General features: G+C 74.9%; 10 protein-coding genes. 9 read left to right on the forward strand and 1 reads right to left on the reverse strand.

The features are described 5' to 3' along the window. Positions 1-42: 42 nt before the first annotated feature. The 7 genes from BX286_RS20835 to BX286_RS20870 all read left to right on the forward strand — a co-directional run bounded on the left by BX286_RS20835 (position 43) and on the right by BX286_RS20870 (position 9,253). Positions 43-843: a TIGR03084 family metal-binding protein gene (locus BX286_RS20835; protein WP_121015825.1), complete on the forward strand. Its 801-nt coding sequence runs from the start codon at positions 43-45 to the stop codon at positions 841-843. Beyond that, positions 840-2,963, forward strand: coding sequence for an acyclic terpene utilization AtuA family protein (locus tag BX286_RS36690; RefSeq protein WP_187344171.1), 2,124 nt, complete (start codon positions 840-842; stop codon positions 2,961-2,963). Before BX286_RS20835 ends, BX286_RS36690 begins: the two co-directional genes overlap by 4 nt. Then, positions 2,960-4,558, forward strand: a complete 1,599-nt coding sequence (locus tag BX286_RS20850; protein ID WP_079429113.1) for an acyl-CoA carboxylase subunit beta — start codon at positions 2,960-2,962, stop codon at positions 4,556-4,558. Before BX286_RS36690 ends, BX286_RS20850 begins: the two co-directional genes overlap by 4 nt. Before the next feature lie 8 nt (positions 4,559-4,566). Beyond that, positions 4,567-6,474 (forward strand): biotin carboxylase N-terminal domain-containing protein, encoded by a 1,908-nt coding sequence (locus BX286_RS20855; RefSeq protein WP_121015828.1) that lies wholly within the window; start codon positions 4,567-4,569, stop codon positions 6,472-6,474. After that, positions 6,471-7,634: an acyl-CoA dehydrogenase family protein gene (locus BX286_RS20860; protein WP_079429114.1), complete on the forward strand. Its 1,164-nt coding sequence runs from the start codon at positions 6,471-6,473 to the stop codon at positions 7,632-7,634. The genes BX286_RS20855 and BX286_RS20860 overlap by 4 nt, the downstream gene beginning before the upstream one ends. Before the next feature lie 225 nt (positions 7,635-7,859). Then, positions 7,860-8,600: an enoyl-CoA hydratase family protein gene (locus tag BX286_RS20865; RefSeq protein ID WP_079429115.1), complete on the forward strand. Its 741-nt coding sequence runs from the start codon at positions 7,860-7,862 to the stop codon at positions 8,598-8,600. Further along, positions 8,588-9,253, forward strand: coding sequence for a TetR/AcrR family transcriptional regulator (locus BX286_RS20870; protein WP_079429116.1), 666 nt, complete (start codon positions 8,588-8,590; stop codon positions 9,251-9,253). Before BX286_RS20865 ends, BX286_RS20870 begins: the two co-directional genes overlap by 13 nt. An 80-nt stretch (positions 9,254-9,333) precedes the next feature. On the opposite strand, the gene BX286_RS20875 is transcribed toward BX286_RS20870, so the two are convergent. After that, positions 9,334-10,449: a citrate synthase 2 gene (locus BX286_RS20875; RefSeq protein WP_079429117.1), complete on the reverse strand. Its 1,116-nt coding sequence runs from the start codon at positions 10,447-10,449 to the stop codon at positions 9,334-9,336. A 240-nt stretch (positions 10,450-10,689) separates the two neighbouring features. On the opposite strand from BX286_RS20875, the gene pdxH reads away from it, so the two are divergent. Beyond that, positions 10,690-11,313 carry a pyridoxamine 5'-phosphate oxidase gene (gene pdxH, locus BX286_RS20880; RefSeq protein ID WP_121015831.1) on the forward strand — a complete coding sequence of 208 codons (624 nt, stop codon included), beginning with the start codon at positions 10,690-10,692 and terminating at the stop codon, positions 11,311-11,313. A gap of 411 nt (positions 11,314-11,724) precedes the next feature. Next, positions 11,725-13,035 carry a PAS domain-containing protein gene (locus BX286_RS20885; protein ID WP_079429119.1) on the forward strand — a complete coding sequence of 437 codons (1,311 nt, stop codon included), beginning with the start codon at positions 11,725-11,727 and terminating at the stop codon, positions 13,033-13,035. Positions 13,036-13,062: the final 27 nt, after the last annotated feature.

The following is a 13,062-nucleotide window of genomic DNA, read 5'->3' on the forward strand; positions in this document are numbered from 1 at the left end:
GGTGCTGCCAGGCTTCCCCTCACGCCGAGAGGGGAGCACGCCGTGCCCGAGCCGTCCGTCGTCGCCGTCTTCGCCGATCTCCGCGAGGAGGGCCGTGAACTCGACTCCCTCGTAGGGGGGTTGGCCGCGTCCGAGTGGGCGCGGCCGACGCCCGCCGAGGGGTGGAGCGTCGCCCATCAGATCGCGCACCTGCACTGGACCGACCGGGCCGCGCTGCTCGCGCTCACCGACGCCGAGGGGTTCGCACGGGAGGTGGAGGTGGCCCTCAAGGCGCCGGAGTCCTTCGTGGACGAGGGGGCGGAGGAAGGGGCGCGGCTGGCGCCCGCCGAGCTGCTGGCGCGGTGGCGGGCCGGGCGGGAGGCGCTGGACCGGGCCCTGGCCGCCGCTTCGCCCGACGCCCGTTTCCCCTGGTACGGGCCCCCGATGAAGGCCGCCTCCATGGCGAGCGCCCGGCTGATGGAGACCTGGGCGCACGGCCAGGACGTCGCCGACGCGCTCGGCGCGCGGCGGGCCCCGACCGCCCGGCTGCGGCACGTCGCGCGGATCGGGGTGCGGGCGCGGGACTACGCGTACGCCGTGCGCGGACTCGCGGTGCCGGAGGGGGAGTTCCGGGTGGAGCTCACCGCCCCGGACGGGGCCGGGGTGTGGGCGTACGGGCCCGAGGACGCCGGGCAGCGGGTCACCGGGCCCGCGCTGGACTTCTGCCTGCTGGTCACCCAGCGCGCCCACCGCGCCGACCTCGCCCTCACCGCCGAGGGCCCCGACGCCGACCGCTGGCTGGACATCGCCCAGGCCTTCGCCGGCCCGGCGGGTCCGGGCCGCGAACCCCGGGGGACGCGGTGACCGCCCGGCGCCCCCTGCGCATCGGCAACGCCTCGGGCTTCTACGGCGACCGGTTCGACGCGGTGCGCGAGATGCTGACGGGTGGCCCGCTGGACGTCCTGACCGGCGACTACCTCGCCGAGCTGACCATGCTGATCCTCGGCCGCGACCGGCTGAAGAACCCGGACCTCGGGTACGCCAGGACCTTCCTGCGGCAGCTGGAGGAGGGGCTCGGGCTCGCGCACGAGCGGGGCGTGAAGATCGTCACCAACGCGGGCGGGCTGAACCCGGCCGGGCTGGCGGAGGCGGTGCGCGCGCTGGCGGACGAGGTGGGGGTGCCGGTACGCGTCGCGCACGTCGAGGGCGACGACCTGATGCGGTCCGGCGCGGGGGCGGGGTCGGGGGCGGGGGCCGGGGCGTTGGAGGGGGCGCTGACCGCCAACGCCTACCTCGGCGGCGCCGGGATCACGGCCTGCCTGCGGGCGGGCGCGGACGTGGTGGTGACCGGCCGGGTCACGGACGCGGCGCTGGTGAGCGGGCCGGCCGCGTGGTGGTTCGACTGGGGGCCGCAGGAGTACGACCGGCTGGCGGGCGCGGTGGTCGCCGGGCACGTCCTGGAATGCGGCACGCAGGCCACCGGCGGCAACTACGCCTTCTTCACCGCGCACGACGTGCACCGGCCCGGCTTCCCGCTGGCGGAGGTCTGCGAGGACGGCTCGGCCGTCGTCACCAAACACCCCGGCACGGGCGGGCTCGTCTCCCCGGGCACGGTCACCGCGCAGCTGCTGTACGAGACCCAGGGCGCCCGGTACCTGGGCCCCGACGTCACGGCCCGCCTGGACACGGTGCGCCTGACCCCGGACGGCGAGGACCGGGTCCGGATCAGCGGGACGGTGGGGGAGCCGCCGCCGGACACCCTGAAGGTGGGGGTCACCCGGGTCGGGGGCTGGCGCAACGAGGTGGTCTTCGTCCTGACGGGCCTGGACGTCGAGGCGAAGGCGGCCCTGGTGCGCGAGCAGCTGGCGGACGCGCTGGCCGGGGTGGCGGGGGTGTCGTGGACCCTGGCCCGTACCGACCACGCGGACGCGGACACGCAGGAGGCGGCGAGCGCCCTGCTGCGGCTGGTGGTCCGCGACCCGTCACCGGACCGGGTGGGGCGGGAGCTGACCGGGGCGGCGATCGAACTGGCCCTGGCGAGCTACCCGGGCTTCCACGTCACCTCCCCGCCGGGGCCGGCCCAGCCGTACGGCGTCTTCACGTCGGCCACGATCCCGGCGTCCGGGGTCCCCCACACGGCGGTCCTGCCGGACGGCACCCGGATACCGGCCGCCGCCGCCCGCGTGGCTCCCCCCACCCCACCCCTCCCCAAAACCCGGGCCCCAGCCCCGGCCCCGTCGGGCCCAGTCGGCGGGGGCGCCGGCGGGGGGTCCGGGGCGCGACCCCCGGATTCGGCGAGGGGCGCGGACTCCCCCACCCCGCCCCTGCCCGGAACCCGGGGCCCGGCCCTGTCGGCCCCGGCCCTGTCGGCCCCGGCCCCGTCGGCCCCGGCCCTGTCGGGCCCGGTCGGCGGGGGCGTCGGGGGGTCCGGGGCGCGGCCCCCGGATTCGGCGAGGGGCGCGGCGGGGGAGAGCCCCGCCGGGCCCGGGCCGCACGGCGGTCCCACCACCCGGGCTCCCCTCGGGGTGCTGGCCGGGGCCCGCTCCGGGGACAAGGGCGGTGACGCCAACATCGGGGTCTGGGTCGAGACCGACGCGGCCTGGGACTGGCTCCGCGACACCCTCACCGTCAAGCTCCTCCAGAGCCTGCTCCCCGAGACCGCGCCCCTCGCCGTCGTCCGCCACGAGCTGCCCAACCTGCGGGCGCTGAACTTCACCGTCGCCGGGATCCTCGGCGACGGGGTCGCCTCCGGCCACCGGTTCGACCCGCAGGCCAAGGCCCTCGGCGAATGGCTCCGCGCCCGCCACGTCGACATCCCGACCCACCTACTGCCCCCGACTCCGGCCGACGGGCCCCGTCCTCCCGCCCCGCCCCGCGCGGCGTGCGTGCCGGATCCCGACCGGTCGGCGGCGCCGGTGTCGTCCGGGCCTGACGTCGGGGCGACGTCCCAGATGCCACCCACCCCGGAGGGGATCCGTCCATGACCCGTCTCGGTACCACCGTCGACCCCCTCGCCCCCGAGTACGCGCAGGCTCGTTCCGCCGCCCTGGAGCGGCTCGGTGCGCTGGACGCCGAGCACGCCAAGGCGCTCGCGGGCGGCGGGGAGAAGTACACCGCCCGGCACCGGGGCCGCGGCAAGCTGCTGCCCCGCGAGCGCGTCGAGCTGCTGCTCGACCCCGATACCCCGTTCCTCGAACTGTCCCCGCTCGCCGCCTGGGGGAGCGACCACCCCGTCGGCGCCTCGATGGTGACCGGCATCGGCACCGTCGAGGGCGTCGAGTGCCTGATCACGGCCAACGACCCCACCGTGCGCGGCGGTGCCAGCAACCCCTGGACCCTGAAGAAGGCCCTGCGGGCCAACGAGATCGCCCTGCAGAACCGGCTCCCCTGCATCAGCCTCGTCGAGTCCGGCGGCGCCGACCTGCCCTCCCAGAAGGAGATCTTCATCCCCGGCGGGGCGGTCTTCCGCGACCTCACCCGCCTCTCCGCCGCCGGGATCCCCACCGTCGCCGTCGTCTTCGGCAACTCCACCGCCGGCGGCGCGTACATCCCCGGGATGTCCGACCACACCGTCATGATCAAGGACCGTTCCAAGGTGTTCCTGGGCGGTCCGCCCCTCGTGAAGATGGCCACCGGCGAGGAGAGCGACGACGAATCCCTCGGCGGAGCCGACATGCACGCCCGCGTCTCCGGCCTCGCCGACCACTACGCCCTCGACGAGTACGACGCCATCCGCCAGGCCCGCCGCATCGTGGCCCGGCTGAACCACCGCAAGCCCCACCCCGAACCGCCGCGCGCCGAGGAGCCGCTGTACGACGCGGAGGAGCTCCTCGGGATCGTCCCGCCGGACCTGAAGACCCCCTTCGACCCCCGCGAGGTCATCGCCCGCATCGTCGACGGTTCCGACTTCGACGAGTTCAAGCCCCTCTACGGCCCCAGCCTCGTCACCGGCTGGGCCACACTCCACGGCTACCCGGTCGGCATCCTCGCCAACGCCCAGGGCGTGCTGTTCAGCGCCGAGTCGCAGAAAGCCGCCCAGTTCATCCAGCTCGCCAACCAGCGCGACATCCCGCTCCTGTTCCTCCACAACACCACCGGCTACATGGTCGGCAAGGAGTACGAGCAGGGCGGCATCGTCAAACACGGCTCGATGATGATCAACGCGGTCTCCAACTCCCGGGTCCCGCACCTGTCCGTCCTCATCGGCGCCAGCTACGGCGCCGGCCACTACGGCATGTGCGGCCGCGCCTACGAGCCCCGGTTCCTCTTCGCCTGGCCCAGCGCCAAGTCCGCCGTCATGGGTCCCCAGCAGCTCGCCGGCGTGCTCTCGATCGTGGCCCGGCAGTCCGCCGCCGCCAAGGGACAGCCCTACGACGAGGAGGCCGACGCCGGGATGCGGGCCTTCGTGGAGGCGCAGATCGAGTCCGAGTCCCTTCCCCTGTTCCTGTCCGGGCGGCTCTACGACGACGGAGTCATCGACCCGCGCGACACCCGTACCGTCCTCGGCCTGTGCCTGTCGGCCGTCCACAACGCCCCCGTCGAGGGCGCCCGTGGCGGCTTCGGCGTCTTCCGGATGTGAGCCCGCCCATGACGAACCCGATCACCTCCCTCCTCGTCGCCAACCGGGGCGAGATCGCCGTACGGATCTTCCGCACGGCCCGCGCCCTGGGCCTGGCCACGGTCGCCGTCCACTCCGACCCCGACGCCGACGCCCTGCACGTCCGCTCCGCCGACACGGCCGTCCGGCTGCCCGGGGCCGCCCCCGCCGACACCTACCTGCGCGCCGACCTGCTGATCGAGGCGGCCCGCGCGGCCGGCGCCGACGCCGTGCACCCCGGGTACGGCTTCCTCTCCGAGAACGCCGACTTCGCCCGGCGGGTCGAAGCCGCCGGCCTGGTCTGGGTCGGCCCGCCGCCCGGGGCCATCGAGGCCATGGCCTCCAAGACCCGGGCCAAGGACCTCATGCGTGCCGCCGGGGTGCCGCTGCTGGAGCCCGTCGACCCGGCCACGGCCACCGCCGCGGACCTGCCGCTGCTGCTGAAGGCCGCCGCGGGCGGCGGCGGGCGCGGGATGCGCGTCGTACGGGACCTCGACTCCCTCAAGGAATCGCTGGACGCGGCCGCCGCCGAGGCCCTGTCCGCGTTCGGCGACGGGGAGGTCTTCGCCGAGCCCTACGTGGAACGCGGCCGGCACGTCGAGGTGCAGGTCCTCGCCGACGCCCACGGCACCGTCTGGGCGCTGGGCACCCGCGACTGCTCCCTCCAGCGCCGCCACCAGAAGGTCATCGAGGAGGCCCCGGCCCCCGCCCTCCCCCAGGACCTCCGGGCCCGCCTCCACGCGGCCGCCGTGGCCGCCGCCCGGGCGGTCTCCTACCAGGGCGCGGGCACCGTCGAATTCCTCGTCGGCGCCGACGGCCGCCCGTACTTCCTGGAGATGAACACCCGACTCCAGGTGGAACACCCCGTCACCGAGGCCGTCTTCGGCCTGGACCTCGTCGCCCTCCAACTGCGCATCGCCGAGGGGGAGCACCTGGCGCCCACTGCGCCCGAGCCCTCCGGCCACGCCGTCGAGGCACGCCTCTACGCGGAGGACCCCGCCCACGACTGGCGCCCGCAGACGGGAGTCCTGCACACCCTCTCCCTCCCGGACCACGTCCGCGTGGACACCGGGTTCACCGACGGGGACACCGTCTCCGTCCACTACGACGCCATGCTCGCCAAGGTCATCGCGCACGCCCCCACCCGCGCCGAAGCCGTCCGCGTCCTCGCCGACGCCCTCGCCCGGGCCCGGATCCACGGCCCGGCCACCAACCGCGAGCTCCTCGTACGCTCCCTGCGCCACCCCGAGTTCACCGCCGCCCGCCTCGACACCGGCTTCTACGACCGCCACCTCGCCACCCTCACCGACGGCGCCCCCGATCCCGCCCTCGCCTGCCTGGCCGCCGCCCTCGCCGAAGCCGCCCCGGACCCCGGCGCCCCGCTCGCCGCCCGCCTCGGAGGCTGGCGCAACCTCCGCTCCCAGCCGCAGACCCGCCGCTACACCGTGTCCGGCACCGAGCACGAGATCCAGTACCAGCCCGTCGAGCACCCCGGCGTACGCGTGCTGGCCGCCACGCCCACCCTCGTCACCCTCGAAGTCGACGGCGTACGGCGCATGTTCCACGTGAAACACAAATCGAACACCGTCTACGTGGACTCCACCCTCGGCTCACACACCCTGACCCGCTTCCCCCGGTTCCCCGATCCCCAGGACCGCGCCGCACCGGGCTCACTGCTCGCGCCCATGCCCGGCACCGTCGTCCGCGTCGCCGCGGGCCTTGCCCCCGGCTCCGCCGTCACCGCCGGGCAGCCACTGCTCTGGCTGGAGGCCATGAAGATGGAGCACCGCATCCTCGCCCCCGCCTCCGGCACGCTCACCGCGCTCCACGCCGCCACCGGCCAACAGGTCGAGTTCGGCGCCCTGCTCGCCGTAGTCCAGGAGGAAACGCCGTCATGAGCCCCGCCACCACCGAAACCGAAGAACACCAGGCCCTGCGCGCCGCCGTCGCCGCCCTCGGCCGGCGCTACGGCCGCGACTACCTCGCCCGCCTCGCCCGCGAGGGCGGCCACCCGGACGAACTGTGGGCCGACGCCGCCAAGCTTGGCTACCTCGGGGTCAACCTGCCCGAGGAGTACGGGGGCGGGGGCGGCGGCATCGCCGAACTCTCCATCGTCCTGGAGGAACTGGGCGCGGCCGGCTGCCCGCTGCTGATGATGGTGGTCTCCCCGGCCATCTGCGGCAGCGTCATCGCCCGCTTCGGCACCGAGGCGCAGAAACGCGCCTGGCTCCCCGGCCTCGCGGACGGCAGCCGCACCATGGCCTTCGGCATCACCGAACCCGACGCGGGCTCCAACTCCCACCGCATCACCACCACCGCCCGGCGCGACGGCGACGCATGGGTCCTCACGGGCCGCAAGGTCTTCATCTCCGGCGTGGACATCGCCGACGCCACCCTGATCGTCGGCCGCACCGAGGACGCCCGCACGGGCCGGCTGAAGCCCTGCCTGTTCATTGTCCCCCGCGAGACCCCCGGCTTCACCCGCTCGGTGATCGACATGGAACTCCAGGCGGCGGAGAAGCAGTTCGAACTGGTCCTGGACGAGGTGCGGCTCCCCGCCGGGGCGCTGGTCGGCGACGAGGACGCGGGGCTGCTCCAGCTGTTCGCGGGGCTCAACCCCGAACGGATCATGACGGCGGCCTTCGCCATCGGGATGGGCCGCTACGCGCTGGGCCGGGCGGTGGACTACGCCCGCACCCGCCAGGTCTGGAAGGAGCCGATCGGCGCCCACCAGGCCGTGGCGCATCCGCTGGCGGCGGCACACATCGAGCTGGAGCTCGCCCGGCTGATGATGCAGAAGGCCGCGCGGCTGTACGACGCGGGCGACGACACGGGGGCCGGGGAGGCGGCGAACATGGCGAAGTACGCGGCGGGGGAGGCGTGCGTGCGGGCGGTGGACCAGGCCGTGCACACGCTCGGGGGGAACGGGCTCACCCGGGAGTACGGGCTGGGGTCCCTGATCACGGCGGCCCGGGTCGCCCGGATCGCTCCGGTCAGCCGGGAGATGATCCTGAACTTCGTCTCCCACCAGACCCTGGGCCTCCCCAAGTCCTACTGACCCCGCCGCGCGACCGCAGACCCCGTCACCCCGACCCCGCACCCGCCCGGCCCCGCCCAGCCTCCGCAACCCCCTCGACCGGGTGAACGGCGCCCCGGGCGAGGCCCCGTCGGCCGGGGCGGGGGCGGATCGGGGAGCGGAGGGGAGGGGTCGTGCCGCGTACCCTCCCCCGAGGGGGCCGGTCGGGAGGATGGCACCCCGTCAACAGACCCCTCCGGAGGAGACATGGCCCCACTCGTGCACGCCGCCCGGGCGACCGGCATCACCACCCTCACCCTCGACTCCCCGGCCAACCGCAACGCGCTCTCCGCACAGCTCGTCGGCGAGCTGCGGGCCGCGCTCGCCGCGGCCGGCGAGGACGCCGACACCCGCGCGGTGCTCCTCACCCACACCGGCAACACCTTCTGCGCCGGCGCCGACCTCAAGTCCCCCTGCGACCCCGCGGACTTCCTCGCCCTGCTGCGCGAGCTCACCACGATGCCCAAGCCGGTCGTCGCCCGCGTCACCGGACACGTCCGCGCCGGCGGCCTCGGCCTCCTCGGCGCCTGCGACATCGCCGCGGCCGGGCCGCAGTCCTCGTACGCCTTCACCGAGACCCACCTCGGCCTGGCCCCGGCCGTGATCTCGATGACCCTGCTGCCCCGCCTCGACCCCCGCGCGGCCTCCCGCTACTTCCTGACCGCCGAACCCTTCGACGCCGCCGAAGCCACCCGCATAGGGCTGCTCACCCTCCACACGGACGGAGACCCCGACACCGCCCTCGCGCCCGTCCTCGACGGGCTGCGCAAGGCCTCCCCGCAGGCCCTCGCGGAGACCAAGGCGATGGTGGCCGCCGGTGTGCGCGAGGCCCTGGACCGGGACGGGGACCGCCTGACGGAACTCTCCGCGCGGCTCTTCGCCTCCGCCGAGGCCCGCGAGGGCATCACCGCCCGCTTCGAGCGCAGGGACCCGTCATGGGTACGCTGACCGACCCCGAAAACGGCGCCACCCGCACCGGCACCGGCGCCACCCGCACCGGCGAGCCCCGCGCCACCCCCACCCGTGGCCTCCCCAAGCAGGCCCGCAGCCGGGTCACCCGGCGGCACCTCCTGGAGGCGGCCGTCTCCTGCCTCGCCGAGCACGGCTGGGCCGGGTCCACCGTCGCCGTCGTCGCCGAGCGGGCCGGGGTGTCGCGCGGTGCGGCCCAGCACCACTTCCCCACCCGGGAAGCCCTCTTCACCGCCGCCGTCGAGTACGTCTCCGAGGAGCGCTCCACCGCCCTGCGGGAGCTGTTCCAGGCCGCCCCGGCCCCCAGGCCGGCGGTGGTGGAGGCGCTGGTCGACCTCTACACCGGGGCCCTGTTCCGGGCCGCGCTCCAGCTCTGGGTGGCCGCTTCCAACGAGGAGCAGCTGCGGCCCCAGGTGACCGAGCTGGAGGCCAGGGTCGGCCGGGAGACCCACCGCATCGCCGTCGAGCTGCTGGGCGCGGACGAGTCGGTGCCCGGCGTGCGGGAGACCGTGCAGGGCTTCCTCGACATGGCACGGGGCCTGGGCCTGGCGAACGTGCTGACCGATGACACGGCCCGCCGGGAGCGGGTCGTCGCCCAGTGGTCGCGGATCATCGACGCCGCGCTGGGGTGACCGGCGCGGCCGAAGGGCGCCGCACCCCGCCCGGCGCGGGGGTGCGGCGCCCGACGCGGCGGACCGGGCTCAGGCCGGGCTCAGGCCGTGGACGCGATGTCCGTGATGGTGGAGTACCCCTCGATGTCGCGCGGGTCGCGCCGGCCCGGGCCGATGTAGCGGGCCGAGGGACGCACCAGGCGGCCCGTGCGCTTCTGCTCCAGGATGTGCGCGGACCAGCCGGCCGTGCGGGCGCAGCTGAACATGGAGGTGAACATGTGCGCCGGGACCTCCGCGAAGTCCAGCATGATCGCGGCCCAGAACTCCACGTTGGTCGCGAGCACCCGGTCGGGGCGGCGGGCGTGCAGTTCCTCCAGCGCCGCCTTCTCCAGTGCGGCGGCCACCTCGTAGCGCGGGGCGTCCAGCTCCTTGGCGGTGCGCCGCAGGACGCGGGCGCGGGGGTCCTCGGCGCGGTAGACGCGGTGGCCGAAGCCCATGAGGCGCTCGCCCTTGTCGAGGGCCTTCTTCACGTACGCCTCGGCGTCGCCGGTGCGCTCGATCTCCTCGATCATGCCGAGGACGCGCGAGGGCGCGCCGCCGTGCAGCGGGCCGGACATGGCGCCGACGGCACCCGACAGGGCGGCGGCGACGTCGGCGCCGGTGGAGGCGATGACGCGCGCGGTGAAGGTGGAGGCGTTCATGCCGTGCTCGGCGGCCGAGGTCCAGTAGGCGTCGACGGCCTTGACGTGCTTGGGGTCGGGCTCGCCGCGCCAGCGGATCATGAACCGTTCGACCACGGACTCGGCCTTGTCGATCTCCCGCTGGGGCACCATCGGCAGGCCCTGGCCGCGGGCGGACTGGGCGACGTACGAGAGGGCCATGACGGCGGCGCGGGCCAGGTCGTCGCGGGCGGTCCGGACGTCGATGTCGAGGAGCGGTTTCAGGCCCCACACGGGAGCGAGCATGGCGAGCGCGGACTGCACGTCGACGCGGATGTCACCGGAGTGGACCGGGATCGGGAAGGGCTCGGCGGCCGGCAGGCCGGGGTTGAAGGCACCGTCGACCAGCAGGCCCCAGACGTTCCCGAAGGAGACGTGACCCACGAGGTCTTCGATGTCCACGCCCCGGTAGCGGAGCGATCCGCCTTCCTTGTCGGGCTCGGCGATCTCCGTCTCGAACGCGACGACCCCTTCGAGTCCGGGTACGAAGTCGGACATGCGGCGGCTCCCTCAGATAGTGCGAACACGCGCGGTTCCCGGCGTGATTCGCGGTCCGGCGCGGTCATCACCGTTGATGCCCGGCACGGCCGATGGTCATCCGTGCGGGGACCCTCGGACCGGCCCCAAGATTTTGTCCGTTCCGCCGGGCCTTCGGGAAGCGTGACATACGGCACACCCGCTGTCGGGTTACTGGGGCAGGATGGCGTCGTGACCGATCAGGACATTGACCCCGCAGCCATGCGCAAGCAGTACCGTTCCGAGATCGTCGAGGAGTCGGGTCTCGCCGAGGACCCCATGACGCAGTTCGCTTGGTGGTTCCAGCAGGCCGCCGACTCGGACCTCTTCGAGCCGAACGCGATGGTCGTCTCGACCGCCACCTCCGACGGCCGGCCCAGCTCCCGCACCGTCCTGCTGAAGCAGTTCGACACGCGGGGCTTTGTGTTCTTCACCAACTACGGCTCCCGCAAGGCGCGCGAGATCGAGGAGAACCCGTACGTCTCGCTGCTCTTCCCCTGGCACCCGATCGCCCGCCAGGTGATCGTGACGGGCCGGGCGGTCCGGGTCGGCCGTGACGAGACGGCCGCCTACTTCCGCTCCCGGCCGCACGGCTCCCAGCTGGGGGCGTGGGCGAGCGAGCAGTCCCGGGTGATCGGCTCGCGCGCGGAGCTGGACCGCCGTTACGCGGAGCTGGCGGAGCGCTACCCGGAGGGCGAGCAGGTACCGGTGCCGCCGGAGTGGGGCGGGCTGCGGGTGAAGCCCGATGCGCTGGAGTTCTGGCAGGGGCACGAGAACCGGATGCACGACCGGCTGCGGTACGTCCTGGACGGGGAGAAGTGGCGGATCGAGCGGCTCTGCCCGTAGGGGCCCCGCAGGCGGGGGTGCAGACAGGGGCGCAGACGCAGGCGACCCGCGGGCTCGGGTTCCTCTCCTGCAGTGAGAGGAGCCGGCCGGACGTGCCGGCGAGCCCGCGGGTCGGGTGACTGCTTGGGATTGGCGCCGGGCGGTCTCCGCCGGGCACCGCACTGGGTGCGCTGCTGACGACGGGCCCTTAGCCCGCAGCCACCTCACGCGTCCGGTTTCCGTACATTTCGGGAACCACCTCCCTTCTCGTGTACGGCAGAGCCTAGGCCCCCTCCCGGGGGGCCTCAACTTATTTACCGGGTTCCCTATCGGACATTCCGGGATGATTCCGAGAAGCGCATGTGGTCTGGGTCACGTTCCAGTTCAATGATCTGACGTGCCGCACACGCGAACACCTGCAGGGGGTGCCAGGTGAGTGCTTCCGGACGTGGTGAGACCACCGACGATCTGCTCGCAGCGCTGCTCGACGGGATGGACGCCGCCCTGTGCGCGTTCGACGCCGACGGCGTGATCACGCACTGGAACCGCGAGGCCGAGCGGATCCTCGGCTGGAGCGCCGCCGAGGCGGTGGGCCGGCGCGGGTTCGCGGGCTGGGCGGTGCGGGCCGCCGACGCGGACGACGTGCAGGACCGGCTGATGGCGGCGCAGGACGCGCCGGGCCGCCAGGTGCACGAGTTCGCCCTGCTCACCAAGGAGGGCGGGCGGATCCTGGTGCGGACCCAGTCCGCCGGGGTGCCGGGCGCCGACGGGAAACCGGCCGGGGTCTACTGCGCCTTCAGCGAGGTCCACGCCCAGATCGACCTGGAGCGCTCCATCGCCCTCAGCGAGGCGCTGATGGAAGACGCCTCCTGGGGGGTCGTCCTGGTGGACGTGGACCTGCGCCCGGCGGTGGTCAACGCGCACGCCGCCCGCGCCTTCGGGGCCGGGCGCACGACGCTGCTCGGGCGGCCGCTCGGTGAGCTGCTGTCCCAGGGCGTCGAGGAGCTGGAGGGGGCGCTCCAGCACGTGCTGGCCGAGGGGGCGCCGCCCGGGCCGGTGGAGCTGTGGGTGACGGTGCGGACCCCGGAGGGGGAGCGGCGGCGCTGCTGGCGGTGCGGGTTCCTGCGGCTGGCCTCGCCGCTCGCGGAGGAGCCCGTGCCGCTGGGCGTGGGGTGGCTGTTCCAGGACGTCACCGAGGCCCGGCAGGCCGAGCTGGACGCGGGGCAGGTGCGGTTCCGGTCCAGCCAGCTGTACCGGGCGGGGCGGGCCGCCGCCGAGTGCGCGGACCCGGCGGAGGCGGCGGCCGTACGGCTGGACTTCGCGCTGGCCGGGTTCGCGGAGCACGCGCTGGTCGACGTGCTCGTGGGGGACGGGCGGCGGCTGGTGCGGGCGGCGGCGTCCCCGTCGGGGCTGGCCCTCGTCCTCCCCGGCCCGGGCGCGATCCCGGTCCGGTACGAGGCCGCCCACCCGGCGCTCCAGGCGCTGGACCGGATCGGCCCGGTCCGCGCCGGCGCGCCGGGGGAGCCGGGCAGCGAGGCGGCGGAGGGGTGGGCCCGGGCCCGCCAGTGGCCCCCGGGGGCGGCACACGCCCTGTGCACGGTCCTGCGCAGCCGGGGCCGCACGCTGGGCGTCCTGACCTTCGTCCGCGGCCCGTCGCGTCCCGCGTTCGGCCGGGCGGACGCGGTGTACGCGGAGGAGGTCGCGGCCCGGGTGGCGTCCGACCTGGACCTGCTCGGCGCCTGAGCCCCGCCCCGTCCCGCGGGGGCGCGG

Source organism: Streptomyces sp. 3211.6, assembly GCF_003634815.1.
Lineage (GTDB): Bacteria > Actinomycetota > Actinomycetes > Streptomycetales > Streptomycetaceae > Streptomyces > Streptomyces katrae_A.

Excerpts from the sequence above, each read along its gene's own strand:
- BX286_RS20850 (WP_079429113.1), top strand. The coding sequence starts at position 2,960 with ATGACCCGTCTCGGTACCACCGTCGACCCCCTCGCCCCCGAGTACGCG.
- BX286_RS20855 (WP_121015828.1), top strand. The coding sequence starts at position 4,567 with ATGACGAACCCGATCACCTCCCTCCTCGTCGCCAACCGGGGCGAGATC.
- BX286_RS20860 (WP_079429114.1), top strand. The coding sequence starts at position 6,471 with ATGAGCCCCGCCACCACCGAAACCGAAGAACACCAGGCCCTGCGCGCC.
- BX286_RS20865 (WP_079429115.1), top strand. The coding sequence starts at position 7,860 with ATGGCCCCACTCGTGCACGCCGCCCGGGCGACCGGCATCACCACCCTC.
- BX286_RS20870 (WP_079429116.1), top strand. The coding sequence starts at position 8,588 with ATGGGTACGCTGACCGACCCCGAAAACGGCGCCACCCGCACCGGCACC.
- BX286_RS20875 (WP_079429117.1), bottom strand. The coding sequence starts at position 10,449 with ATGTCCGACTTCGTACCCGGACTCGAAGGGGTCGTCGCGTTCGAGACG.
- pdxH (WP_121015831.1), top strand. The coding sequence starts at position 10,690 with ATGCGCAAGCAGTACCGTTCCGAGATCGTCGAGGAGTCGGGTCTCGCC.